The organism is Rhizobium sp. BR 317, assembly GCF_047445835.1.
GTDB lineage: Bacteria > Pseudomonadota > Alphaproteobacteria > Rhizobiales > Rhizobiaceae > Rhizobium > Rhizobium paranaense.
This window is the reverse complement of the sequence record NZ_JARWLB010000016.1, coordinates 66,573-91,755: the sequence shown is the minus strand read 5'-3', so window position 1 is coordinate 91,755 and position 25,183 is coordinate 66,573. Positions and strand designations below refer to the sequence as shown.

Below are 25,183 nucleotides of genomic sequence, written 5' to 3'. Positions count from 1 at the left end.
TTGGAAGCAGGCTGGACTTGGGATATCGGAATAGCATTACAGCCGCCAGACTATGCGATGAAATATGAGATTTGCCAAATCCCTCCTCCAACTGGACCAACAGCATCGCTCCGTGTCCCGAAAATATGTCGCAGCACGAGCCTTTTCAAGCTGAAGCGAGAATCCAAGTTTGGTGGATGCCCGACCAGTCGGCCCATCTGCGTCCGTCGGCAGGAGCCGTCACCAAGCAGGCGACACTAGTGCCTCGGCATTCTGCGTGTCCGAGCGTACTGCTTGGGCGGTGATCAGCCGTTCGGCAGCTTCGGTCTTACGGTTGCTAGTAAGGAGCAGTCACGGCCATGCCTATTACGGCGACGAACACGCCCAGCCCGACGCTTTCAAACCGCCATGGATGACATGTGATTGGAGGCGATCAGCATCAGGATCACCATGACGGGAACGGCGACCACGCCATTTATGACTGCACTCCAAAACAAAGCCTTCATCGGTGGGATCGGCGTGAAGTTCAAAAGCATTCCGACGATCATCGCCAGTCCGACTGTCGCGTAGAACGCCTTGGCCTCGCTCGGTTCGCGCGACAGTCCCACCTTCCAGCGTGCCGCCTCTCCGACCGCATAAGCTGCCGAACCGGCGAGAACCGGGACAGCCAAGATACCCGTTCCTATGATGCCAGTCGCGAAAATGATGATCTTGGCAAAACCTCCCGCAAGCGGCTCGATTGCTTTCGCAGCATCGACGGAGTGTTCACTTGCGTCACGATTTCCCACAGTTTTGCATTTCATCGCAGCCCTCCCTGAATGTCGATATCATAAGTTTTTTCAAAGCGTTCTCATCCACGGGATGGATCAGCCTCAGATGCAAATCTGGGTCAACGCGTTGCGACACTGAACAGGGTGCATTCTCTCAGCCTCGAACCACGTTTGCGTGGGCTCTATTTTCCATTTTGGTCCGTATCAATGGAATTCCGGCTGCTCACCCTGAGCGTATCGATGCGAAGTTAGAGGCAGTGGACCCGTTAGCTTCATTGCTGCGTCGGTGGGACCGGCAGGACACGCAAACAAAGGAATCTGTTTCGGCCGTGACCAATGGATCGTAAATGTGCTTTCGCTTTGAGAGCCTGAAGGTGCGTTGCCTAAGCAACGCACCAAGATAGTTTCGTGTACTAGGCTGCCTTTTTAGCCTTGGCGTTGGCGGCCGTCTCGGCAAGCTTCGTCAGCTTCTGATCGGTCGCCTTTTCTTCTTCGAGCGTTTGCTGCAGAAGCGGGACTGCTTCCTTGAGGCCAAGCTGCTTGGCCCATTCGACCAGCGTGCCGTAACGGGCGATTTCATAGTGCTCGACGGCTTGGGCCGACGAGAACAGGCCGGCATCAAGGGCTGCCGTACCCTTGAACTCCTCCATGATCTCATCCGCCTCGGCGATGATGCCCTGGATTGCCTCGCAGGTCTTGCCGCGAGCGGGCTTGCCGAGCTGTTCGAACACTTGCTCCAGCCGCTCGACATGACCCTGGGTCTCGTCGCGGTGGTGCAGAAAGCCGTCCTTGCCTTCCTGGGCCTGCGCTGCGCGGGCCATCTTCGGCAAGGCCTTCAATATCTGCTTTTCGGCATAATAGATGTCCCTGAGCGTGTCCAGGAACAGATCGTTCAATGTCTTTTCGGATGCCATTGTATTCTCCTCAGTTCTTCCGAATAGTTGCTTGCGGTGACATGCAAGCGCGACCGGGAAACGATTCGTAACGGCCGCGCTTGGGGAGCGAGGCCGGCGTGCGCCCGGCCCTTCTCCTCATGTCGGTCAACTGTTCTTATGGCTTTGCTGGCCGGCCTTTACATGCTGTTCACGCGAGCCGCCGCGAGTACCGCTGCCCAACTGCTTGTTCTGCGACGAAGCCTGCTTCGTATCGGTGTTCTTGTGGCTCTGCTGGCCAGCCTTGACATGTTGTTCGTGGGATCCACCTTGGGAAGCCATGATGTTTTCTCCTCGTTCTGGTGATTGAGACCGTTATCGGTCCCGTGGTGCGAACCGCGCTTCGATCGTTAGGTTCCCGCTCGATCTCTAAAAAACGATGTCAACGCGATGCCGAGGCGGCCATCCCGCTGGCCGCCCGCGCAACTATTGCCGCGGCAGGACAAACGCGACGATGTCATCGCTATTGCGCGATTGCAGGCCGCCATCTCCGCCGGCGGCAATAGCGACATTTTGTCTTTCATCGGACCCCAGATAGGTGAGTGGCGTGGCGTTTCCGCCGGCCGGCAAATCAAACTTCCAGAGAAGTTTCCGATCCTGCCGTCAAAAGCCCGTATGTATTGATCCGTGGTCGCGACGACAAAGATCAAACCACTTTGCGTCGCAACGCTTCCACCCATGCTGAATACGTCCGTCGGAAGTCCGGAAGGGAGCCGAAATCCAAGCGGGCCCATATCCCTTGTTGTTCCGATCGGGCGCCGCCACACGACCTTCTTCGTCAAGAGATCAATCGCCTGCAACTGCCTCCACGGAGGTCGCGTGCAGGGAATATTGAGAGCGCCGAGCCAGGCTTTGACGACAATGGAAACGGGTGTTCCTTACTCCGGATTGCTCTGAAAATAAGGCTAGGGATAAGGCTGGCTCCAGCCGCCCCATGGCGCGAACAGCCCTTTGGCGAGAGCCGAGGCATACGCCGATATCAAGTTTGAACGAGAACTTGCGAGCAAGACGAAGGTTGGACCACAAAGTCCCATCCTTCTGAAGGAACGGAACAATGCCCGTCTTCGAAAGAGGAAAATACGGTGCGCTCGCGGCATACATCGTGCTGGCTATCCTGGTCCCGGCCATCCTGTTCGGGTGCGTGTTGATCGCGGGGGCAATAGTCTTCCACCGTCACAATGTTCAACGGCCCGGCCAGACATCGCCCCATGCTCTGGACCAGTCTCAGTCGTGACAAAAAAATCGTCTACTGGCCGTTTGATCACATGGTTGAGCCCGATACCGATTACCTCGTCCGCCATTGAGCCGAAATGCCCGTGAGTCGCAAACTTGATTGAACGGTTGCACCACAATCGACCATTTGAGGTTTCACTTGGAAGCGAGCAGTCCTCGCCTATGACTAGGCCCGAGGTCGGCCGGAAGTTTTGGTCATGCATTCGCTAGAAGAGGGCCGTCACCGCCATGCCAATCACGGCGGCGAACATGGCAAGGCAGGAGGCCCAGCCAAATACTTTCAAACCGCCGCGAATGACAAACTGCTTCATGACTTTATGGTTGGTCGCAATCAGCATCAGGAGCACCATGACGGGAACCGCGACCACGCCATTGATGACGGCGCTCCAAAACAAGGCCTTCATCGGCGGGATCGGCGTGAAGTTCAAAAGCATTCCTACGATCGTCGCCAATCCAACCGTTGCGTAAAAAGCCTTTGCCTCGCTCGGCTCGCGCGATAGCCCCACCTTCCAGCGTGCCGCCTCTCCGACCGCATAAGCTGCCGAACCGGCGAGAACCGGGACAGCCAATAGACCCGTTCCGATGATGCCGGTCGCGAAGATGATCTTGGCAAAACTTCCCGCGAGCGGCTCGATAGCTTTCGCTGCATCGACCGAGTTCTCGATATTCGTTACACCGGCCTTGTGGAGCGTCGCGGCGGTGGTCGTGATAATCGCAAGCGCGACGATGTTGGACGCAGCCATGCCGATGAACGTATCCAGCGTGATGCGTTCGTTCGCGCGCTTCGCTTCCTGGGGATGCTTGACAAGTGCTTCCTGACGCGGCTTTTCCTTCAGATCTTCGGCCTCCTGCGAGGCCTGCCAGAAGAAAAGATAGGGGCTGATGGTGGTCCCAAAGATCGCCACGATCATCGACCAGTAGTTTGGGTCCGCCTTAAGCGTTGGCAGCAGAAGTCCACGAGAGAAATTCGACCAGTCAACGTGTATTACGAACAAGGTTGCGATATAGGAAAGCAGCGCTAGGCTCAGCCATTTCAGCACCGCGACATAGCGCTTGTACTTCAAAAGCACCTGCAGCAGGATGCAGATCACACCGAAGACAGCGACATAGATTAGCGAATTGCCGTTGACGAGCAGATGCGCCGCATCTCCCATCGCTCCCAGATCTGCACCAAGATTGATGACATTCGCAAGCAGCAGCGGAATTGTGATGCTAACACCAACCCACCGCGGATAGCATTGCGCCATGCTGCCTGCCAAACCACGACCTGTTGTCCGACCGATGCGCGCGCTGATCATCTGCACGGCCACCATCAGCGGATAGGTAAAGATCAAAGTCCAGCTCGCGACATAGCCGAACTGCGCTCCTGCTTGTGAGTAAGTGGCGATGCCGCTCGGATCGTCATCGGAGGCGCCAGTGACCAGGCCAGGCCCCAGGATTTCCAATAGCCGTGGTTTTGATGGTTCAACAACCTCACTTTTGTCGTCTATCTGATAGTCGCTCATGATGCCTCCCAAATTCCACGGCGCGTTTACGCCGGTCACGGCGCAAGTGAACCGCGCATTGCGTCTATTTGTTCCCGAGAGCGCGAGGCGCTAAAAACAATGCAACTCCAAAAACTTAACCGTATTCCTTTTACAATCTATGCGTTCTATTTCGCGATTTTTCGCCAGGAGAGGAACTTTCAGCCACAACGACGATTGTGCTTTGAGCGAAGCGAAGAGGATCATCGACATGAAGACGCAACGAGGCTTCGAACGGTGTCGCCCCTTAAGAGGTGTGGCTTATTCCTTGGCGGAATTTCGAAAGAAATATAGGCTCGACGAAGTCGTGGCAGAGGACCTCTTCGTCCGCTTCGGCCCTTCTTCAATTGAACTCGACCTGCTGATGGCGGCGAAACGGCAAACGCCGTCCTTCGATGAGCTGACAAGGCAGATGCCATTGCAATAGGCGCCATCAACGAATGCGTCAGAAGTAGGAAGAGCCGTCGCGACAAGTCCTGCGATGGTGATGGCGTTGCACGCCTGCTTCGCCAGGATGGGGTCGAAAATAGGCGGTTTTTTCAGAAACCGTAATTTTGAGCTTACGCGGCATGCGACGCCGAACTCAGGAACAAAATCTGATCAGGCGCCGTTACAATTGGCATCAGTACAACCTCTGGAGGATAATCAAATGGGTCGAGGTATTCTGCTCTGGCTTCTCGGCATTCCATTGCCGATCGTCATTCTTCTCGTTCTCTTCACGCGATAGGAGGCGCCGATGTCCGTCGTCGAAAACGCGCCCGCAGGTGCCACCCCTATCGAATCCTCCAAGCCCGCTATTGTTTGGGGGCCCGTCATCGGAGGCGCCCTTGCGGCAACCGGGATTACTCTCATTCTTCTGCTGCTCGGCTCAGGCGTCGGGCTGACGATGGTATCTCCATGGTCCGGTCAAAGTAGTTCGGCAACCACCGTCGGTATCACCGCGGCGATCTGGCTCGTTGTTGTTCAGTGGCTGTCATCAGCGATCGGTGGCTATTTGACCGGTCGGCTCCGCACGAAATGGGTTGAAGTTCACTCGGACGAGGTCTTTTTTCGGGACACGGCACATGGGTTTCTAAGTTGGGCGCTGGCGACAGTGTTCGTGGCGGGATTCCTCGCCTCTTCATTGACTTCGCTGGCAAGTGCGTCCGCCAATGCTGCGGGCCAGGTCGCTCAAAACGCGATCAGTGTCGGCGTTTCAGCTGCATCAGCCCCGAATGCGGACTCGACCGCGTACTATGTCGATACCCTTCTTCGGCCTGCAAAGGCTGCGGATCGGGCTCAGTCCGACGATGGAGCAGCCGCTGCCGAAGTCTCGCGAATTCTCTTGCAGGGCGCAGCGAGCGGACAGCTCCCGGATGGAGACAAATCCTATATCGCAACGATCATTTCCGCCCGCACCGGCCTCTCCGAAACGGATGCCCGCAACCGTGTCGATGCTGTGCTCAAGCAAATCGATGATGCCAAATCCGCCGCAAAAGAAGCGGCCGACAAAGTCAGGAAGACGGGCGCAACGACCGCGCTGGTCGGTGCCCTGTCTCTGCTGGTCGGCGCATTCATAGCATCCGCGGCTTCAGCCCTTGGTGGCCGTCAGCGTGACGAAGAAGAGAATCTACTCGTTGACACGCGCGTCCGACGCCCTTGAGGTGCACCCGCAAGCAATTTGCTCTGCGTCATTGCGATGACGCAGAACGCCCGGTGACAAATGGAAATACTGATATCCTTTGCGTAAACGTAAACGCGAGCCTCAAGCCGGTTGGGTGGTGGGCAGGCACGGTCACCGGTTCATTCATCGCTGAAAAAAAATCGTAGCGAATTTGCGAGATCAACCGGGTTTTCTTCAGCGACATGATGGCCGCTTTCGATACCGTGACCCGTAACATTCGTCGCCCACGACCGCCAGATTTCCCTCGGGTCGCCGAAGAAATGCTCGAGATCGTCTCCAGTCGACCAAAGGCAGAGCATCGGGCATGTGATCCGCCTTCCGGCAACCCGGTCCTGCAGTTCATCTTCCCGATCAACGGTTAAGCCCGCCCTATAGTCCTCGATCATTCCATGAACAACGGCTGGATTATGGATCGCCGTCAACAGGTCATCATAGGCCTCTTCGCCCATGATATCTGGGCAAATGGCGCTGTACCAAGCCAGCGGGTCGGCATTGATCGCTTGCTCGGGCTTTTCAGACTGTGCGAAGAAGAAGCAGTGATACCAGTCGCGCGCGAACCGCCAATCCATCCGTTCGAGATGCTCGAGGATCGGAATACTATCGATCACGCCGACCTTCGTAACGGTCTCCGGATGTTCCATAGCAAGGCGGAATGCCACGTAGCTGCCTCGGTCATGCCCCGCCACGGCAAATGTCCGATGTCCTAATGCTTGCATCAGTTCCACACAGTCCAGCGCTTTTGCCCGTTTCGAAGAATGGCGGCTGTCCTCGCTATCAATCGGCTGGAACGACTTTCCGAATCCCCTGAGATCCGGGCAGACGATCGTGAAATGTGAAGACAATAAGCCCGCGACATAGCCCCAGGTCATATGCGTTCGCGGATGGCCGTGCAGGAGCAACAACGGCGGCCCATGGCCGCCGTGGCGAACGCGCAAAAGGCCGGGACCAACGTCAATATAATCCAGTGCCATTCCGTCGAACAACTCCGGCCTCCCTCAAATATTGGATCGATTGTTTCTTACGTTCAGGGCATCGAATTGTTCCGGATAAAAGGTCCGATCGCAATGATGTAAGCGTGAGCTGATGGGTTGTGTGGCGACAGGATTTTATCCCGGGAACATTGCGGTGCCGTTCCACCAGCGGAGAATGGCCATGACAAGACAATTGTGGAACAAGCCAATTATAATCGGGGCCACCAAATCCAGCCAGCGCCTGACGATCGCCAACACCGAAGCCGCTACCCACTATTTGCTACGGAACTGGCCGACGAAGGCACACGGGATTGCCTATAAGAACGCCAAGCGGACGCTCATTAGTGCCCATGAAGGTCACGTGGAAGCTTTGGTCGCAAGGAGTGCCTTTCTGGCTGCACTCGAAGAAGGCGGTATCCAGATATTTGCAGCGTGACGGTCCAATGGACGTTATGCTCACCGCACTATTCTGGTCCTTCTGGAAGCTGTATTGCAGCGATGTCATCAGCGTTTTAGCCGAATGCCCTTCCTCAAAAAATCCTTGGAACAAGGACACTTCGCAAGCATTGCTCTTCTATCCCATCAGGAGGAAGAAGATGCCCGAAGCAACGAGCGCGTCGCTGCACGCTGATGTCGTATTGCTACTTCCAGCGCTGCGAAATTTCGCCAGAAGATTTGTCTCCAGCCCGACGGATGTCGACGATCTCGCGCAGGAGACCGTGTGGAAGATTCTGCGCCATTCGGAAAAGTTCACCCCCGGCACCAGCCTCAAGAGCTGGGCGTTCACTATCATGCGAAACACCTATATGACGGAATACAAGCGTCGGAAGCGGCTGGAGATTCGGGCGAACGACGATGTTGTTTTCGAGGTACCGATGGAGTGCCGACAGCAAAAGTGCATCTATGCTATTGAGGTCGGCAAAGCGCTCGATCGGCTTCCGAAATATCAACGCGACGCTCTTCTCATGATCGTTGAAGGTGTTTCCTACGAGGCTGCTGCCGAGCGCTGCGGTTGCGAGATCGGAACAATCAAGAGCCGGGTCTCGCGTGCTCGCAATGCGCTTATCGCCATGTTGGGCGAGGAGTCTGTTCGCGCCGCCGCCTCAATACATTAAGCCGCGCGCTAGTCTTAGCCCACTCCTCGGTTGGTAATATGCAGACTTGGCGGATGGCGAAGGACACACCAAAGCCCGTTATTTGCCACCGCGCCGCCGGCTGGGGACGCAATCCGCAGCCCTTATCGATCTTTACTCAACCGCGGGAGCAGGTTTGGTGTCTCTGAAGACTCATCGTCGCGATCGTCCTCGTCGATCAGATCTTGCAACGTCTCGTGCTCGTTATCCTCCGCCAATTCATCGCAAGCTTGTAGCCAATGCCTTGTTGCTGAACCCTCCGGGCGGCCCTCCACCTCCCAAATTTCGTAGGCGCGGCGTCGGATTTGTTCGTGTTTGTCGATTCCCATCGCTCATCCTCGCAGGAACAACAACCGTCGCAAGGAATCGATTTCCCTGCACTGTTCATTCTGCGTCGTAGTAACCCTGTTGCGCGAGCATTGTTCCGCTGTCGTCGCCAGCCAAAGCCTCCACATCCGACATCACAAGCAGTCGGTACTCGCGTCTTCAAAGTTGCCTAGCAAGATCTTTAGGGACGTCCGCAAGGTTTCATCGGAGCGATCGGCCATCGCGCGATGGCGCGTCGGAACCCAGCCTGCTTTGGCTCGTTCATCAATTGCATCGTGAGCACAACGTAGCAGAGGCGCAAATGTGACCTGATGAGCGGCAAGGATCGGCGAAACCTTAAGATGGCGCGGTCCCCGGAAACATACATACGAGGCACGACCAAGCATTTTTATGAATGGCTGAGCAGGCGTTCAATATCCGTCCCAGAAGGGCCTTCAGTTCGGATCTACGGTGACTGTCATCTGGGGAATCTAGGCGCCTTGGCAGATTGCGATGGCGACGTTGCTGTTCAGATCAGAGATTTCGATCAGACGGTTATTGGCAATCCCGCACGCGACCTCAGCCGTCTCGGCCTTTCGCTCGCATCGGCTGCACGAGATTCAGATCTCCCCGGCGTCACGACCGCAAGAATGCTTCAGGCCCTCATTGCGGGACACGAGGTCGCCTCCGTGGAAAGACAGGCCGGCACGCCGCATCTAGGCAAGCCCAAGGACTGTTGAGTTGCACGAGATTTTGATCCTAGTTTCTATTTTGCGCCAACTCGCCCTAACCGCTGTAAAATCTTGAAACGATTGATTGTTCTAATTTTTGATTGGGTCTTAGCCGCAAAACTGGATTAAATCATCACGGAAATCAACAACCTGGACTTGGCGAGGCGGAGCTTCCAGCTTGCGATGACAGCGAGCAACAATTTGAAGCTTGAGCGGATTGGGACAGATTTTTAGAGCGGCTCCAGCACAGAAACAGAAAACGCGCGCACCGGTCGATACGCAGGTGGCTGAACAAATACCGCACTTGCGATATTTGCTCCCGCCTTAGGACCGGTTAAGAGTCCGCGGAAGTCGGCCGAGCAATGGATTCGACGTAGAACCGATCGGATGATCCGAGTATAATTGATGGCGGTGAGGTGGCAGGCCGGCGTCGGGGACGCTACCCATGATGACGATCAGTGCCAGATTTCCGTTCGAATATTTCATTTTGAATGACATCGTGCGCGAAGGACCCATCCTATGCAAGATCGGTCCCAATCTGGTACGAGAATGGGTACGAGATGGGGATGGACAAACCTATCGATTTGCGGGATTGGCGCTGCGGGATTCCAACGGTCGCCTCAATGTCGGGGTACTGAGGTCCAACGAATGGATCGTCACGCCCGATCTCATTTATGCACGCGAAGCCATTTAACGTTGAAACCGCTCCCAATGGCGGGTCGGGTGAATAGCACAAGCCGTCGCGGGGGACGCTGCTTGCCGGGTCGCAGCAACTTCTCGACAGCCGCGCCGTTGAAGCCAGATTCTCAACGACAACGATATACCGCTTGCGATGAGGGTCATTATTCGATTCTTGAAATGCCCGGATGGGCGGTCATATAGCCCGCAATGCAGCAGACCATTGCGAATCACGTTCGCGTCTGGCGACTTTTAATAGCCTGGCAAACGTCCGTCGCTGAAACAACGCGACGTATATGACATTTTTATAAATTGGGGCCCCAATGCCGATGGAGTTTTTATGTCGTAGCGCCCACCTATGTGAGAGGGGCGTAGGCGCGCGCTCGATCCACGATCATACCGGCGCTCGAAAGAGCTTCGTCCAGCCACGAATTGCCAGCAAGAGCAGCCGGCGCATTTCCACGGTCCTGCGCGAGGGATTCGACAAGGGGATTCATTGTGAGCACAGATGATCCAATATCTGGGAGTGATCAGACGCTCTCGGGGGCCGCCGATACCACCGGAATGCTGCAACTGGCGGACGCACCACTGGTCGCCCGCTACCTGACGACATTTATTATGACTGCGCTTGCAACGGCCGTGACGGTCGGGCTTGACCGGGAAGTGGCTATTCCCAACCTTTCGCTCATCTATGTTCTGCCAGTTGTTACGGCGGGTGCCATTTTTGGTCTGGGTCCTTCTCTCTTTTCAGCTGTGCTTGGCGCGCTCGCCTACAATTTCTTTCTGACCGAACCGCGCTACACGCTCATCGTCAACGATCCAGCAAACATATGGGCGATCGCATTGCTGTTCGTCGTCGGATGCATCACCAGTGCTATTGCCTCGATCGCACGTCGAAATGCAGATGATGCGATACTCCTCAGGCGCCAAATGATGCTTATCCAGACCGGCAGTCACGAGATTGGCCGTGCTAACGATGCAAAGACAATCGTTTCGGCCGGCGCCAATGCCTTGGAAGCAATATTCCACGTGCCGGTTATCGTGATGGAGCTTGCCGAAGGAGGGGTAGAGCTCGTCGAAAGGCGCGGCAACCTCCAACCCACTGAACTAGAGAGCGAGGCGGCGCGGTCCTCGCTCGCCACCGGCAAGCACGTCGTGGCGGGTGTTTACCCATTCGATGCCTCGCGCTTCGATTTCTGGCCTGTGATGAAAAAAGACGCGTGGCAAATGATTGTCGGCTTGGCTTTCTTGCCGCAACGGCGTCCGTGCGATCCTGGTATAATGGTTGATGTGATCAGGGGACTCCTTGGAGCTGCCCTCGTTGGCGAGCATGCTCGTCGTTTTCCGTCAAGACATTAGAGATCATTGCCTTCCACCTTGGCGCTCAGCAGTTCTGCATCAGGACCACTTCGATTTGGGAAATTCGGGGATGGGCAACGCCGCTGCCCCACACACCGCCCGAGGTCACCGACGCAATGAACCTGCGCGGCACATCTTAACGGCGCGGGCAGCCCTCTCTAACGCAGCAAAATCAGGAGCATAGGTTCGCCCCGGCAAAGGCGTTTAAGCATTCCCGACTTTGAAATAATTTCACGCTCTGCTTGCCGGTGATGACCGTCGACCACATCAGATATCTGGCTGTGCTTTGCGAAGTGGCTGAAGCATTGATGCCGCATGACGAGCCAGTCAAAACAACTGGATTTAAAAGTCGCTCCTCTGCCATTTCCCTTGTCTACTTTGATTATTGAAATGCGTCAAAGAAAGATTTAGCTTCTAGTCAGCTTCCCAAGTATTGGTGTTCAAGGAGGTGGCTAAGGTGGTCTCCAGATACTCTCGCGACAGAGATATATCGTTGGATTCCCAAGCGCTTGGAGTCTGCCAATGCGCATTTGATGCCATTCTTGCCGAACTGGGCATCAACCGTGAACACGAAAAGGCCGAGGCCATTGCGGCCCTGGTGATCAAACTTTACCAACAAGGCGTTCACGACGAGAAAAAGCTCTTCGAGCTTGGAATGACGGCAAGCGCCAGTCTCAAAGACTGAACGGAGGGGGAACGTCCGTTCGCCTTATGCACCGCAGAATCTCGGACATAAAACGCACTAGGTTCGTCATCTGGGTGTTCCAGGTCGAGCAGTATTGGTGTCGGGCCGTTTCTCGGATCGATACCGGACAGACTGCTGACCTTCCGCTTGCGTCCGTCTGTGCGGATGACGTGATCCGTCACCTCCAGGCTCTCGAATGGCGGAACATTCGGCTCCCCGCTCGATTATTCCTCCTCCAACATAGGAGGAAACAAACATGGATCACACCATCCACGTACGCTTGATGCCCTCCGAACTTACCCCGGCCGTCCTTGAAGGCGCAACTATCTATGGAGCCGATGATCGTAAGATTGGGACGGTCGACCACATTCATGGCTCAGGCGCCGGGGGTTCTACTGTCATTGATGTCGGGGGATTCCTGGGCATCGGTGCTAAGCCGTCGCTGTTCCAATTTCGGATCTCGACTTCATGCGGGACGAAGACGGTGACGTCCATGCCGTCACAAGCTGGACGAAGGACGAATTGAAGAAAATGCCCGAGCACCACGACTGAGTGCGGCGTGACGATACCTTCGCCTCGCATGCAGCGTTGAGGCGGCTGGGCAGAAGGCCCAATGAGCCGGTCAGCATCGTCGGTATGATCGCGCCCTGGAAATGGCCACTCAGCCAGATTGCCTGAAAAGGTCGCCCGGCCCGGGCGACCGGATGCATCACCGTACTGCCGCTATTCGACTTGAACCGTTAATCACGCAGCCTGTGCCCGATATTACAGCCTGCCAGGGAAAAATCACGAAAGCCGCAAATATTCTTCCCACATTGTCGGCCTCGCGGATGGTCACGCGTCCTGTGCAGGTCGCCGGTGCAAGGAGAGGAATATGTCCGCAAACACACTTTTGGATCGAACGGGAATTGGCGAACGCCCGCGTTGGCATCGAGGAGAGCTCTGGTTTGCCGATTAGACCCGTGGCGAGATCAGGTCCTCGAAACGGGAAACCGATCGTAGCGTGTCGTTGCGGCGAAAGTCCCATTGTTGTCCTTCGATTTCAGCCCGGAATACCATAGCATTTACCCTCGCTGCGCGCATTTCACCTCTGTTTAACGCCGCCCTCGCGGCTAGCCTCATCGAGCCGACGCAGAACGTCACGAAACACCCTCTCAGTGCCATCTGGTACCTCGAATGCGGGCGAGGACTTCAAGCGCTGCCACACTTCTGTATAGCCGACAAAATTTTGACGACGAGAGCTTAGATCGCGCGGCTGGTCATCCTCTTGATCCATCGCTTTTCTCAACAACTATTTTCATGGTCACTTAGAATTGAAACGCAACTACAGCGGGGCGGTTCCTAAGGTATTTTCGGCCGTGGAGCATTTGTGCCGCCCGGCGTCCTGATGATCGAAGTGAGTTCAAAGGTGGCGCTTGGCGCGGTCGAGTACGATTTCGATGGCGCTGTTGCCGAGTATCACAGCCTTACCGGCGGCGAGCGCCGACGCTATCTGCGTTCAGCGTAATGCCGATGTGGAAGTGCTGGCGCTACGCGTCGATCATCAATTCTGTTGGAACGAACTGGGGCACGCTGCGGCAGCACCGGTCGTGACCACCTTGCATTGGACACATAATTCGCCTTGAAAGGATGCGGGCCGTCGACCCGATCATTGATTACCCTGCTCCGTGACAGATTATCCAGGAAACACAATAGCTTGGCTGCGGGACAGCGATGGATTCGGAATCATTGGTGAAACGATAGGTTCTAGTTGCGCGCCAGCGCAAGCGGAGATCGAAGAATATATGATCGATTTCGTCATGGCTTCATCAACATCATCGGCGCAGGCGGCTCATTCTTGAAGAGATTCAGCCCGAAAGCACGTAATGGATCGCTGAGACCTTTTGGCAGATTGCCTCGGGGGCTACATGTCCGACGGGTTTCAGCGGAGATCCTGACGGATCAGCAACAACCGCATTTGTCCGCCTTCTTGCAGGATCCGGATTTGGCACCGCCGACAGCAGCGCGCGTATATCTGACGCTGACCCGCGGCGATCTCATGAGACTGCCAACTGTGGCGCGAGATCGAGGCGGCGATTATTGCAGAGCATCTAAAGGTTGCGCGTCAAGCTAGAAGCTCAGCTATTTGGCAAAGTCTCTGGCCATTCCTGCGAGCCATGAAGGACGCGAAGGACACGAACTGCTGCCTCAGTAACGACTACGCCGCACTATAAGGCGTTCCGTTGATCACCAGTTCGCGCGTCCCTGCAATTCTTCCGACGCGACCGCTTGCGGGAAAGTCGATCAAGCGGCGAGTGGCAGCCGTGATCCGTTCGTCGATCAGGACAGCGGCTGAAGGATTATCTGCCTCGATGTAGGTGAATATGGCGTCGCGATCCGATAGAGCGAACGCCGATCACGTCAGCTTCACGATTTGCGGCCACCCGCTCTGAGGCGCGCTGTCGCTCGACGCTCAGCGAAATGTGGCTCGACTTCGTCATCCGAAATGTCAGGCCGAGTGTCGTTCAATGCTTCCAGTACCTTCGTGCGAAACCAAGCGTCGTGAGCTTCACTGCCCGAGAAAAGTTCAAGCGGAAGCACACCCTCATTAGCCGTCCGGGTGAGCAAGATCCGAACCGCGTCCGATACCGTTAGGCCCATGCTCTCAAGAACGGCTGAAGCACGATCGCGAACTTCAGCATCAATACGTGTTTGGACAAGTGCATTTGCAGCCATGGCTATCTCCACATTCAGTAACAAAAGTAATGCATTTGAATGACAATATCCACAGTGAGTTTTCGACCTCTCCAAAATTCCTTTTATTTTAATGCTCTTGATGGGATACGAATCCGCGACCCACGACAAGATTGACATCAAGCCACTGAATATACGTGAATCATATATATCTATAGGACACCCATGACCGAAGACGATCTCAACAAGCGCCTAGATGCGCTGCTTTCGGGGTCGTAGCCATGAAAATCAGACGAGCCGGGCTGCAGCCCTCAATCTCGTCACGGCTGCCATCGTTCTCTTCAATAGCCGCTATCTCGGACGAATGAGGGAGGCTCTGCGCAAACAAGGCAGACCATTCGATGAGAAGATGCTCTCAAACTGTCGCCACCTTACGCCGATCCGCCTTCGGCACTTTAATCAAACCTCGTTTTTTATATCACTGCATGACATATAGCGTTTAGCAGCTCTCTCCACCTCGTTTGGGCAACTGATGTCATCGCGCTTCCGTAAACCGAAATTATTCCGCCGTTCCCGCGTCCTATGGGGTTCTTTCAATCTCTGGCGGCCGCGCCTGGTATTCTGGACAGGGGCTCTGGCAATCGGCGTGATCAGCGTTGGCTTCGCCAAGCTTGCCGATCTGGCGCAGCGCATCTTTGCCGGCCTGGCCCAATCGAGCGAATGGACGTGGTTGCTGCCGCTTCTGCTTACACCGCTCGGCTTCGTGCTGTCAGCCTATCTCGCAGCGACCCTCTTTCCCAATTCGCAAGGGAGCGGCATTCCGCAGGCCATCGCCGCACGGCACCTGCATCACGAAGAGGACCGCACGAAACTGCTGTCGCTGCGGCTCGCTTTCGGCAAGATCGTGCTGACCATATTGGGGCTTCTCACCGGCGCTTCGATCGGTCGCGAAGGCCCGACGGTGCAGGTTGGCGCCTCTTTCATGCTCGCCGTCGCCCGCTTTGGCGGCATGGCGCAGGCAAAGGGGCTGATCCTTGCCGGATCGGCGGCTGGCATTGCCGCCGCCTTCAATACACCGCTTGCCGGGATCGTCTTTGCCATCGAGGAGATGAGCCGCACCTATGAAGCCCGTGCCAATGGCCTCGTCCTGATGGCTGTGATCCTATCCGGTCTTGCCGCACTCGGCCTTTCCGGCAGCTACAACTATTTTGGCACCGCAAGTGCCGCGCCGACCATACTTCGCGATTGGATTGTCATGCTGATCTGCGGAGTTGGCGGTGGGGCGCTCGGCGCCACCTTCAGCGGACTTGCTCTCTACGCGGGCATCCGCATCCGCCGTTGGGCGCATCCCGAGCCGCTGAAGCGCATGCTGATCCTTGCCGGCCTCTGTGGCCTTGCCGTTGCCGCCATCGGGGTAGTGTCTGGAGGTCAGACATTTGGCACCGGCTATCAGCAGGCCCGCAGCGCGGTGGAAGGACAGCCTCTGCCACTGCTCTTCTTTTTCGAGAAGCTGTTGGCAGGTTTCCTGTCGATGATCTCTGGTATTCCCGGCGGCATTTTCGCACCGTCGCTTGCCGTCGGCGCCGGCTTAGGCAGCACGATCGGCACGCTAGTTGGCGGGAGTGTGGCGCTTGCCGCAATCCTCGGCATGGCGGGCTATTTCGCCGGCGTGGTCCAGGCACCCATGACCGCCTTCGTCATCATTCTGGAAATGACCGGCGACCACCAAGCCGTCATCCCTATCATGGCGGTGTCGATGATCGGCTATGTGACCTCGCGGCTGCTCTCGCGCGAGCCGCTTTATCACGGCCTGTCGCGCGTCTTCATCGCTGCAGCGATCCGGGGCCGACGTAATGTCGAAAAAGGTCTCCATCAACGCGAGGATCGCGGATGAGCCCTTCGAGCATTGGGGTCCTCCCAGGGCAGCATACGCGCAAATTTCAGACCGCTACTGATCCTTCCGTGCATTCCGGTTTATGCCGTGATGCCATAACCAATGCTCGCGGCGGATTGGGTTACTGACTGTACGACTGGTTACAATCCCTCTGACGAAAGAGGCTGTAGACTAATTCCTCGGACCGCCGACTGTCAGAAATGACGTTCACAACAAACCGCGCCTTCGGTTGTGACAGTGGCCTAACGAGACAGAAATAGCTACACTCGGCGAATTGCCCGCCGACAGATGCGGCGGGCAAAAGGAAAAAGCGTAAAAACCTATTTACACTTCTCTATTCGCTCCAAGGCAGCCGAAACCCGAGAGAGAAAATAGGTATAGCTAGTCGCCGTTCCTCGCTTGGAGGTGGCGTGCAGCTCCAATTTGTCACCCGACTTTAGAGCCGCGATCACGGACGGTTGGTCAGCTTCATTCTGAACCCAGCCATGCCGATCCTTGGAGAACATCGCAAAAGTTTTACCTCCAATCACTGCCGTCATTGGCGCACCCTGGCAGAGATCGTAGCCCGCCATCGCCTCCGGGACGTGGCCCTACCCCGATGGATGCGCGACGATGAAGAAATTGTCGCCATGATCCACTTTGGAGGGCGTCTGAGCGATCGGTGTCGACACGATGTAGCAACTCACACCGCCGTCGCACTTATATGAAAATGCGCCCCATGCACCGAATTAATCGATCCAGACAGGTGCTGCGGCGTGAGCCGTGGCGATTGTGGACAAAGTGAGCATTAAGGACCCTGCAAGAATTTTGACAGTCATCGTTTCCTATCATTTCATCTGTCAAGGATGCCTGACGCGAACGTACGCGCAAAAAGGTGCGTTCAGTGGGAATAATTCCGAACACGATCGATGCGGTAAAGCGCCTCGTGCAGAGGCTTCTCGCGCGCTTCCAGAGGGTCGAGTTTGTGCAAGAGGCCGGCCCATGCGGGCTTACGCTTCATCGGCAATTGGAGCAGTTGGGGCAGAGAAGCTTCGTCTGCGCCCCAGTTGATCAGAACGCCCGATCGTTCCGAATGTCGTTTTGAATGCGCGCTACGCAGCCTTCGATTTTCGCCAGCAGAATTTCAAAATCAATGGGCTTGGTCAGATAATCGGCGGCACCTGCTCGCAGACCCATGACCACATTCTGCTTATCGGTCATCGCCGTTAAGAATATGAATGGGACATTGGCAAGTTCAGGATAGTTGATCTGGACTTCCGCCAGCAACTGATGGCCGTCCATTTCCGGCATCGTGATGTCACAAATGACGATATCCGGCCATTTCGATATCAGGACTTCCAAACCCTCTCGGCCATTCGAGGCTTCCAGTGTGGTAAAGCCCGCCTCGGTCAACTCTTCAACGATCAGGCCCCTGATTTCTGCCTCGTCATCAATACATAAAACAGTAGTCATTCGCTTACCCTTGTGATGGTCACGCAGCGCTGGTGCGGTCTGTGGAGGATGAAGTGGCTTTTTTCGAAATCGGGAGCGTGACGATCAGTGAAGTGCCTCTATCCTTTTTGCTATCGATCTCGATCGACCCACCGTGCAGGTCTACAATCTGCTTTACCAGATAGAGGCCAAGGCCTGTGCCAGGAATTCCGGTGGACGTCCGTGCGCGAAAATAGCGCTGAAAGATCTTCGGCACATCCTCGGCATCGATACCGACGCCGTTGTCTCGCACGACAATTTTAACCGCATCACCTTCTTGCCACCCAGAAACGTAGATGTCGGGCTGATCGGGAGCATATTTGGCGGCATTGGATAGAAGATTCGAGAACACCTGCTCAAGAGCAAATTTGTCGGCCTCGATACACTCCGGCAGGGAATCAATATTGCTGAGGATGCGGTGTGATTTGGTAATTGTCGACTGACGATGACAACAGGACTCGATCATCGCCCTCAGCGGAAATTGCTCATGTCGGATTTGAATGGTGCCGTTCTCCATTCGACTTGCCGCAAGAATGCTTTCCATCAAATCGACGATTCTCATGACGGAGGACCGTATCTGTTCCGCCTTATCTCGAACAAACTGAAGGGAAATCTCGCCTTTTACGCGCAGCAGGCGTTGAGCCGCTCCGTCGATGATGGCCAGCGGCGTGCGAAACTCGTGCGACGCCAGCGCCACGAATTGACGCTGCAATTCATTGATGTTGCGTTCCTGCAGCAGAAGTCGTTCCAGCTCACAAGCCTGTTCCTCAACTTCTTTCGTTCTCAGGGCTACCGTCGCTTCCAACGTTTCCTTGTGCTTGACGAGAGCTTCAGCGTTTCGGACGCTCTCCGTGATGTCTTCGTGGGTCGCAACGTAGCGGCCATCGTCCATGGAGCTATGGGTGATGCGCACCACCCGCCCGTCCTGAAGCGTAACGTCCTGGCTGGCCCTTCCGCCCTTCTGGGCTGCCAATCCCACCACGTCGAAATACGTGGCCGTATGAAGCGGCCCGTTGCCGAGATTGGCGCGATAGTCGAGTATGGCCTGCAGCGGCGTACCGGCGACGGTGAGATCTTCGCGCAGGTTGTACATGTGTGCATAAGAAAAATTGCATAAAATCAGCTTTTTATCGGCGGAAAACATGCAAAGCCCATGCGGCATGTTATCCAACGCGATATCGAGAAGGCCATCCTGCTGCCTGGTGACCCATGTCTGTGCATCCATCACGACGAACTCCTCCCAGAGTGGGCCAGGATAGAATTATAGTACTAATTTTATGTTGCACTTCAGAGTGGTTCGTTTCAGAGACACAACTCGCCTCATCGGGACTTATTTCCCTTCTTTGCCACCGAGGCCGGCAGGTGCAAATCCTTGCGTTTGAGCGAGCACGTGCAAAGTCGGTGCGCATAGACTGAAGGAGATCGTCTGGATGGCCCGGCCCGACTGCAGTGCGGCGTCGAACAGATCGGCGAGTTCGTCCAGGCCGTCGCGGCGCAAGCCAATCAGTTCCGCCAGCTCCAGCAAAACCTTGCTGCCGATCGGTCGCTTCTTCGCCGCAAGCTTATTGAAGAGCCAAAACCATCGCCCCGGCCGGACCGGGATCGTCGCCGGGCGCGGCCAGCAGCACCGCATCGCGCAAGGCTTTTTCGCCCTCATTGCGGCCGACCAGCTACACAGCGGCTTGCGCGCATCTTAGCGCCAGCAGCCGGCCCAGGCGGGTTCGGTGCGCACCAGATCGTCGAGCGATTTACGCTGCAACGTCGTATCATCATTTCCGAATCAACCGGCTTCGCCGGAAAACCGGATCGCTTTGGCGCTCGGCCCCTTCCATCCAGTGGCCAAACATGCCATAGATTAGCTAGACAGTCTAGCTAGGTTGGAGCAAATCGATGGAATGGCAGCTACAGGACGCCAAGAACCAATTTTCGAAAGTGGTGCAAAAGGCGCGGCATGAGGGACCACAGATTGTCACCCTGCGCGGCGAGCGCACAGCGATCGTGCTCTCCGCCCGCGACTACGACGCCCTGCGCGCCGGAAGGCCAACACTCGTCGACGATCTGCTCGGTGGTCCGGTCTGGGATGATGAACTCGCCGACGCGGTCGAAACCCGCACCAATACCCCCAGCCGCGACGTGGCGTTGTGATGTATCTGGTCGACACCAATGTTATTTCGGAGGCTCGACGCGGCACGCCGCAGGCGGTGTCCTGGCTACGCTCGGTCGACCCGCTCAGTGTCCATCTGAGCGCGCTGACGCTCGGCGAGATCATGCGCGGCATCGCGCTGAAGCACAAATCCGATCCGAAGCCCGCCGCTCACCTCAGCGAATGGCTGCGCAAGCTGCGTCACGATCATGGCGACCGCATCCTACCGGTGACCGACCAGATCGCCGTCGAGTGGGGTCGCATTGCTGCCATCCGCCCCCGCGGCGATATCGATGGTCTGATTGCCGCGACGGCGATCGTCCACGATCTAATCCTGGTAACGCGCAACGTCAGGGATTTCGAGGATACGGACGCATTCGTGATCAATCCGTGGGAGACCGAGATATGAGCGATGCCTCGGACGCGCGACCGGCAGACAACGAAATTGCACCTCCTGGCGAAGCGGCGGACGGCAGCAATCCAGGCGGTGCTCCCCTTTCTATCGCGAGGGCGACCGGCGCCCCGGCCACGCATCTCGAGCACCTCGCCGATCGTACCCGGGGCTAGGTCGAGGCGGCGAGTTCCGCCAACACCCGCAAGGCCTATGCGTCCGACTGGAAACACTTTGCCGCGTGGTGCCGACGCTCTAACCTCCTTCCCCTCCCCCCGGATCCGCAGACGATCGGCCTCTACATCACCGCCTGAGCGTCCGGCGCTGCAGAGCGTGGCACAAAAGCCAATTCGGTTTCGACGATCGAACGGAGACTTTCGTCTGTGTCCTGGAACTATACCCATCGCGGTCTTCAACTCGATCGCAAGGACCGGCATATCGCGACGGTCATGGCCGGCGTTCGCAACAGCCATGGAAAACCGCCGCTGCAGAAGGAAGCGGTTCTGGCCGACGATATCGTCGCCTACGCCGGCGGTCTGCGGCGCTCGGAAATCGTCGGCCTCGACCTCAAGGCCGATCAGACCGAAGACGGACGCGGCTGGATTGAGATTCTGAACAAGGGCATGCTCGTCACCTTGCGCGGCAAAACCGGATGGCGCGAGGTCGAAATCGGCCGCGGCTCCTCCGATGCCACCTGCCCGGTCGTTGCCACCGAGACCTGGACGCAGTTCGCAAAACTTGCCCACGGTCCGCTTTTTCGAAGGGTCACCGGTCAAGGCAAGTTGGTTGGTTCGGAGCGATTGAACGACAAGGAAGTCGCCCGCCTCGTCAAGCGCACCGCAGTGGCCGCAGACATTAGGGGCAATCTTGCCGAAATCGAGCGCGCCTTCAAGTTTTCCGGGCATTCGTTGCGCGCCTGTCTCGCCTCCTCGGCCGAAGTCGATGAGCGATACGTGCAAAAGCAGCTTGGCCATGCTTCGGCTGAGATGACGCGCGGGACCAGCGCCGGCGTGATCGCTTCCGAATTAATCTGACCAAGGCCCCAGGGCTCTAGCCGCCCGACCTTCACGAAACAAAACCAGTTCCCAATTCACGGTCAATATTGCATCATAACTCAATACCCGCAGTTCAAGTGACAACGGCAATATGAATTATTCTGAGAACGACATTGTTCGTGCCGTTGGTGCCAACGCATTTTCGGCAGGTAAAGCCTATCAACGCCAAGGGCGCGTCATTGCATTTCAGTGGGACGGGGATGACGGGATTATGGCGCAAGTGCATGGATCCGACCGCAAACCGTATCGTCTGAGCATTTCCATCGACACAAACCGCAAAGGCCGGGTGGATATCGAAGGGGATTGCTCCTGTCCCGTAGCCTTCAATTGCAAACATGTCGCGGCAAGCCTGGTGCATGGACTGGTATCGGTTCCAAGGCAGGTACGGTTCCCGACACAGATGGCAACCAGGCCAGCTACGGCATCGGGTATCTCGGCTTCATCCCGCACTGCGGCTGCACCGGGCACCCCGGTCCATGCTCCGCTGTCACTGTCCAGTCCCGTCGCCGATTGGCTCAACCGCTTGCGGCAGGCCGATGCCCGGAGCCAGCACGGCGCTGAAAATCTTCCACAACGATTGATCTACGTTCTTTCGCCGGAGCGGGCCCGAGCATCGATGCTTCGGCTACGATTGGAGATCCGATCGGGGCGGGTGCTGAGAGATGGAACGATGTCGGCAACGTCGAGCGCTTATAGCCTAGACAATTGGCACAGCCGTTCCGAAGCGAAATTCCTGCGGGACACCGACCGGAAGATCTTACTGGTGCTCACCTCTATCCCGCGCTCGGCGATGTATGGCAATGACTACGCGCTGGCGACAGAGCGCGGTGCGGAGGTTCTCGAGCAGATCCTCGCCACTGGCCGTGCCCGCTGGTTGACGATCGACGGCGTCGAGCTGTCATGGGGAGAGGCGATCGCCGGCCACGTTCACTGGGTCTCAGGACAGGGCGGATCGCTGCGTGCCGCTTTGCAGCTTGAGGATCCGTCCCGGGCGGAAAATCTTCTGCTTCTCAATGCCATGCCGCCCGTCTATGTCGACGCAACAGCCGGTGTCGTTGGCCGCATTGAGACAGATCTTGCGCCCATGGTGGTATACGAGATGCTGGATGGTCCGGATATTTCGGCAGCCCAGCTTCCTCTTGTCGCTTCGCACTTACGCGCATCCGGGGCGAGATTGGCAAAGGCAGCACCGCCGCAGCTGACAGAGGCCCAGATCGTCAAGGGGCCGTTCCAACCTGTGCTGCGGTTGATGACTGTCCAGATGCCCCTCCCCTACCGTCCTGGTATTTATCCCTATGGTCAAACCGAAGCCGTCGGCATCGCCCGCGTCGCGTTTCGCTATGGCAGCTGGGAGGTAGCGGCAAGCGCGACGGAAGCCATTGTCTTGCTTATGGATGGCGTTTCGCCCGTCGAAGTCCATCGCAGCACCAGGGCAGAAAAAGCGGCGCTGAACCAATTGCGCTTGGCCAATTTCTTGGCCGCGCAAAAAGTACGGGGTGGTATTCCTGCCGCCAACGTTCGGGATTTTCTTCCAACTGAGGGCGAAGGCGGTTGGTACGACGCACTTTATGACGAGATCCCCGCCTTGGAGCGACAGGGTTGGCAACTCGAGATTGCAGCGGATTTTCCGCACCGGCTGCTACGCGGAGATGGTGCCTTCGAAGCCCGCCTCAGCCCAGGATCCGGGGTCGACTGGTTTGAGCTCGACCTCGGCGTGATGGTCGCTGGTGAACGGCTGGACCTGGTTGGTCCACTGACACGACTGCTGTCGATGATTGATCCTGAGACGTTGGATCTGCTGGAGGAGGATGAGCCGCTATTCCTGCCATTGCAAGACGGCCAGGTGCTGGCTGTTCCGCTCGGAGGCATTCTGCCCGTTATCAGGACGCTGTTCGATCTCTTCAGTCTGACCGGTGGGCTCGGAGCAGATGGACGACTTCGGCTGTCATCACTCGATGCCGCAAGCCTCGCCGATCTGGAAGCCGCGGCAGGCGCCGGCGTCGCTTGGCAGGGTGGCGATGGGGTGCGCGCATTGGGGCAGAAGCTGCGCAATCATGGCAGCATTCCCGATGTCGACTTGCCTCCCTGGTTTGGCGCGACATTGCGACCCTATCAGGCGAGGGGTTTGGCATGGCTGGCGTTTCTCAATGAGGCCGGGCTCGGTGGCATCCTGGCCGACGACATGGGTCTTGGCAAAACGGTGCAAGCGCTCGGCTTGATCGCCATCGAGAAAGCGGCCGGGAGACTATCACGTCCCGTTCTCGTCATCGCCCCAACTAGCCTCGTGGCCAACTGGGCGACGGAAGCAGAAAGGTTTGCACCTGATCTCTCCGTCCTCGTTCTGCATGGGTCCGACCGCAAGCAGCATTTCCAAAACCTCGATAACGTCGATCTGGTGCTGACCACCTATCCTTTGCTGGCACGCGATCAGGTTATCTTGGCGGACCGCAACTGGCACATGATCTTCCTCGATGAGGCGCAGGTCATCAAGAACGCCAACGCTGCGACGACGAAACTGGTGCACGGGCTCAAATCATCGCATCGCTTCTGCCTGACCGGAACGCCGCTGGAAAATCACCTGGGCGAGGTATGGTCGTTGTTTCATTTTATCGCGCCAGGGTTTTTGGGGGATTTGAAGAGCTTTACCCGAAACTGGCGGACACCGATCGAGAAAAAGGGCGACACAACGCGCGCGCGGCTTCTGGCGGGGCGCATCAAGCCGTTCTTGCTACGCCGGACCAAGGATGAGGTCGCTACCGATTTGCCGCCAAAAACCGTGATCACAGAGAAAATTGAGCTTTCGGCCGGTCAGCGGACAATCTACGAATCCATTCGTCTGGCCATGCATACAAAAGTACAAGCTGCCATTGCCGAGAAAGGGCTCGCTCGCAGCCACATCATCATTTTAGACGCTCTTTTGAAACTACGCCAAGCGTGCTGCGATCCACGCTTGCTGAAACTGACGGGAACGAAAAAGAATGCCTCGGCGCCTCCCGGCTCCGCCAAGCTCGATCGGCTGATGGAGCTGCTTGGCAGTCTTGTCGATGAGGGTCGCAAGGTGATCGTGTTTTCGCAATTCACCTCCATGATCGAGCTGATCCGGTCTCGGCTCCACGACACAGGCATCCCATATGCTTTGCTGACCGGTGATACCGTCGACCGGGCAATCGAGGTGAGGTCGTTTCAGCAGGGCGATCTGCCGGTCTTCCTCATCAGTCTCAAGGCCGGCGGCGTCGGGTTGAACCTTACGGCAGCAGATACTGTCATTCTTTATGATCCCTGGTGGAACCCCGCTGTGGAAGAGCAAGCCGTCGACCGCGCCCACCGGATCGGCCAGGATAAGCCGGTGTTTGTCTACCGGCTGATTGTCACCGACACGATCGAGGAAAAGATGGATGTTCTGAAAGACAAAAAGCGGGCACTGGCTGCCAGTTTGTTCGACCATGACGGCCAACCCACCCTCTCCATGACGGAGGCGGAGTTCGAGTTGCTGCTCGGGTGACCACCGATAAGTTGCAGGTATCGATAGTGATATGGTTAGGCCTTGACCAACTTGAGGAAAGCGCCCTATAGTCGCGCAGAATGTCGAAAAAC

The 25,183-nt window shown here is 56.7% G+C and carries 23 protein-coding genes and 6 pseudogenes; 17 read left to right on the top strand and 12 right to left on the bottom strand.

Annotation, left to right across the window (positions count from 1 at the left end):
* Positions 1 to 377: 377 nt before the first annotated feature.
* From QD357_RS22905 to QD357_RS22890, 4 genes are all read right to left on the bottom strand, one after another.
* Positions 378 to 782 carry a divalent metal cation transporter gene (locus QD357_RS22905; RefSeq protein WP_183941178.1) on the bottom strand — a complete coding sequence of 135 codons (405 nt, stop codon included), beginning with the start codon at positions 780 to 782 and terminating at the stop codon, positions 378 to 380.
* 380 nt (positions 783 to 1,162) lie between these two features.
* The gene (locus QD357_RS22900; protein ID WP_183941176.1) at positions 1,163 to 1,663 is read right to left on the bottom strand and encodes a ferritin-like domain-containing protein; all 501 of its coding nucleotides are present in this window, start codon (positions 1,661 to 1,663) and stop codon (positions 1,163 to 1,165) included.
* A 126-nt stretch (positions 1,664 to 1,789) separates the two neighbouring features.
* Positions 1,790 to 1,963 (bottom strand): hypothetical protein, encoded by a 174-nt coding sequence (locus QD357_RS22895; protein WP_414125105.1) that lies wholly within the window; start codon positions 1,961 to 1,963, stop codon positions 1,790 to 1,792.
* A gap of 1,157 nt (positions 1,964 to 3,120) precedes the next feature.
* On the bottom strand, positions 3,121 to 4,419 hold the full coding sequence (locus QD357_RS22890; protein ID WP_331371197.1) for a divalent metal cation transporter: 1,299 nt from the start codon (positions 4,417 to 4,419) through the stop codon (positions 3,121 to 3,123).
* A gap of 229 nt (positions 4,420 to 4,648) precedes the next feature.
* On the opposite strand from QD357_RS22890, the gene QD357_RS22885 reads away from it, so the two are divergent.
* On the top strand, positions 4,649 to 4,864 hold the full coding sequence (locus tag QD357_RS22885; protein ID WP_246451678.1) for a hypothetical protein: 216 nt from the start codon (positions 4,649 to 4,651) through the stop codon (positions 4,862 to 4,864).
* A gap of 309 nt (positions 4,865 to 5,173) precedes the next feature.
* Positions 5,174 to 6,079, top strand: a complete 906-nt coding sequence (locus QD357_RS22880) for a hypothetical protein (protein ID WP_414125104.1) — start codon at positions 5,174 to 5,176, stop codon at positions 6,077 to 6,079.
* Between the two features lie 140 nt (positions 6,080 to 6,219).
* On the opposite strand, the gene QD357_RS22875 is transcribed toward QD357_RS22880, so the two are convergent.
* Positions 6,220 to 7,083, bottom strand: coding sequence for an alpha/beta fold hydrolase (locus QD357_RS22875; RefSeq protein ID WP_414125103.1), 864 nt, complete (start codon positions 7,081 to 7,083; stop codon positions 6,220 to 6,222).
* 169 nt (positions 7,084 to 7,252) lie between these two features.
* Between QD357_RS22875 and QD357_RS22870 the strand changes: the two genes are divergently transcribed.
* Together QD357_RS22870 and QD357_RS22865 are read left to right on the top strand one after the other, a co-directional pair.
* Complete coding sequence (locus tag QD357_RS22870) at positions 7,253 to 7,507, top strand: DUF982 domain-containing protein (RefSeq protein WP_414125102.1); 255 nt, start codon at positions 7,253 to 7,255, stop codon at positions 7,505 to 7,507.
* 7 nt (positions 7,508 to 7,514) lie between these two features.
* The gene (locus QD357_RS22865) at positions 7,515 to 8,186 is read left to right on the top strand and encodes a sigma-70 family RNA polymerase sigma factor (protein WP_414125101.1); all 672 of its coding nucleotides are present in this window, start codon (positions 7,515 to 7,517) and stop codon (positions 8,184 to 8,186) included.
* Between the two features lie 173 nt (positions 8,187 to 8,359).
* Here QD357_RS22865 and QD357_RS22860 read toward each other — a convergent pair.
* Positions 8,360 to 8,533, bottom strand: a pseudogene (locus QD357_RS22860) (DUF2934 domain-containing protein); the annotation flags it as partial.
* A gap of 339 nt (positions 8,534 to 8,872) precedes the next feature.
* On the opposite strand from QD357_RS22860, the pseudogene QD357_RS22855 reads away from it, so the two are divergent.
* The 7 genes and pseudogenes from QD357_RS22855 to QD357_RS22825 all read left to right on the top strand — a co-directional run.
* Positions 8,873 to 9,187 (top strand): annotated as a pseudogene (locus QD357_RS22855) (DUF2252 family protein); the annotation flags it as partial.
* 499 nt (positions 9,188 to 9,686) lie between these two features.
* The gene (locus QD357_RS22850; RefSeq protein ID WP_183941279.1) at positions 9,687 to 9,935 is read left to right on the top strand and encodes a hypothetical protein; all 249 of its coding nucleotides are present in this window, start codon (positions 9,687 to 9,689) and stop codon (positions 9,933 to 9,935) included.
* A gap of 482 nt (positions 9,936 to 10,417) precedes the next feature.
* Complete coding sequence (locus QD357_RS22845) at positions 10,418 to 11,278, top strand: DUF4118 domain-containing protein (protein WP_414125100.1); 861 nt, start codon at positions 10,418 to 10,420, stop codon at positions 11,276 to 11,278.
* A gap of 2 nt (positions 11,279 to 11,280) precedes the next feature.
* Positions 11,281 to 11,412, top strand: a pseudogene (locus tag QD357_RS22840) (chemotaxis protein CheW); the annotation flags it as partial.
* 359 nt (positions 11,413 to 11,771) lie between these two features.
* Positions 11,772 to 11,963: a hypothetical protein gene (locus QD357_RS22835; RefSeq protein WP_210319037.1), complete on the top strand. Its 192-nt coding sequence runs from the start codon at positions 11,772 to 11,774 to the stop codon at positions 11,961 to 11,963.
* Between the two features lie 256 nt (positions 11,964 to 12,219).
* A pseudogene (locus QD357_RS22830) lies at positions 12,220 to 12,515 on the top strand (PRC-barrel domain-containing protein).
* An 817-nt stretch (positions 12,516 to 13,332) separates the two neighbouring features.
* Positions 13,333 to 13,470, top strand: a complete 138-nt coding sequence (locus tag QD357_RS22825; RefSeq protein ID WP_414125099.1) for a hypothetical protein — start codon at positions 13,333 to 13,335, stop codon at positions 13,468 to 13,470.
* A gap of 610 nt (positions 13,471 to 14,080) precedes the next feature.
* Here QD357_RS22825 and QD357_RS22820 read toward each other — a convergent pair.
* Positions 14,081 to 14,328, bottom strand: a pseudogene (locus tag QD357_RS22820) (type II toxin-antitoxin system RelE/ParE family toxin).
* Positions 14,329 to 14,369: 41 nt separating this feature from the next.
* The gene (locus QD357_RS22815; RefSeq protein ID WP_183941285.1) at positions 14,370 to 14,678 is read right to left on the bottom strand and encodes a type II toxin-antitoxin system RelB/DinJ family antitoxin; all 309 of its coding nucleotides are present in this window, start codon (positions 14,676 to 14,678) and stop codon (positions 14,370 to 14,372) included.
* A 214-nt stretch (positions 14,679 to 14,892) separates the two neighbouring features.
* Here QD357_RS22815 and QD357_RS22810 point away from each other — a divergent pair, with 214 nt between their 5' ends.
* Both QD357_RS22810 and QD357_RS22805 read left to right on the top strand, forming a co-directional pair.
* The gene (locus tag QD357_RS22810; protein ID WP_183941287.1) at positions 14,893 to 15,132 is read left to right on the top strand and encodes a Tn3 family transposase; all 240 of its coding nucleotides are present in this window, start codon (positions 14,893 to 14,895) and stop codon (positions 15,130 to 15,132) included.
* 36 nt (positions 15,133 to 15,168) lie between these two features.
* Complete coding sequence (locus tag QD357_RS22805) at positions 15,169 to 16,530, top strand: chloride channel protein (RefSeq protein ID WP_414125098.1); 1,362 nt, start codon at positions 15,169 to 15,171, stop codon at positions 16,528 to 16,530.
* A 1,050-nt stretch (positions 16,531 to 17,580) separates the two neighbouring features.
* Here the strand turns inward: QD357_RS22805 and QD357_RS22800 are convergent.
* The 4 genes from QD357_RS22800 to QD357_RS22785 all read right to left on the bottom strand — a co-directional run bounded on the left by QD357_RS22800 (position 17,581) and on the right by QD357_RS22785 (position 19,628).
* Positions 17,581 to 17,982 (bottom strand): response regulator, encoded by a 402-nt coding sequence (locus QD357_RS22800; RefSeq protein WP_183941347.1) that lies wholly within the window; start codon positions 17,980 to 17,982, stop codon positions 17,581 to 17,583.
* A gap of 19 nt (positions 17,983 to 18,001) precedes the next feature.
* Positions 18,002 to 19,225, bottom strand: a complete 1,224-nt coding sequence (locus QD357_RS22795; RefSeq protein ID WP_183941345.1) for an ATP-binding protein — start codon at positions 19,223 to 19,225, stop codon at positions 18,002 to 18,004.
* Positions 19,226 to 19,330: 105 nt separating this feature from the next.
* Positions 19,331 to 19,525, bottom strand: a complete 195-nt coding sequence (locus QD357_RS22790) for a hypothetical protein (RefSeq protein ID WP_183941343.1) — start codon at positions 19,523 to 19,525, stop codon at positions 19,331 to 19,333.
* Positions 19,526 to 19,562: 37 nt separating this feature from the next.
* Positions 19,563 to 19,628 carry a hypothetical protein gene (locus QD357_RS22785; protein WP_414125129.1) on the bottom strand — a complete coding sequence of 22 codons (66 nt, stop codon included), beginning with the start codon at positions 19,626 to 19,628 and terminating at the stop codon, positions 19,563 to 19,565.
* A gap of 262 nt (positions 19,629 to 19,890) precedes the next feature.
* Between QD357_RS22785 and QD357_RS22780 the strand changes: the two genes are divergently transcribed.
* From QD357_RS22780 to QD357_RS22765, 4 genes and pseudogenes are all read left to right on the top strand, one after another.
* The gene (locus tag QD357_RS22780; protein ID WP_183941340.1) at positions 19,891 to 20,145 is read left to right on the top strand and encodes a type II toxin-antitoxin system Phd/YefM family antitoxin; all 255 of its coding nucleotides are present in this window, start codon (positions 19,891 to 19,893) and stop codon (positions 20,143 to 20,145) included.
* Positions 20,145 to 20,552, top strand: coding sequence for a type II toxin-antitoxin system VapC family toxin (locus QD357_RS22775; protein WP_414125097.1), 408 nt, complete (start codon positions 20,145 to 20,147; stop codon positions 20,550 to 20,552). Before QD357_RS22780 ends, QD357_RS22775 begins: the two co-directional genes overlap by 1 nt.
* Positions 20,549 to 21,588 (top strand): annotated as a pseudogene (locus QD357_RS22770) (tyrosine-type recombinase/integrase). Before QD357_RS22775 ends, QD357_RS22770 begins: the two are co-directional and overlap by 4 nt.
* Before the next feature lie 92 nt (positions 21,589 to 21,680).
* Positions 21,681 to 25,091: an SNF2-related protein gene (locus QD357_RS22765; protein ID WP_414125096.1), complete on the top strand. Its 3,411-nt coding sequence runs from the start codon at positions 21,681 to 21,683 to the stop codon at positions 25,089 to 25,091.
* The last annotated feature ends 92 nt before the right edge of the window (positions 25,092 to 25,183 follow it).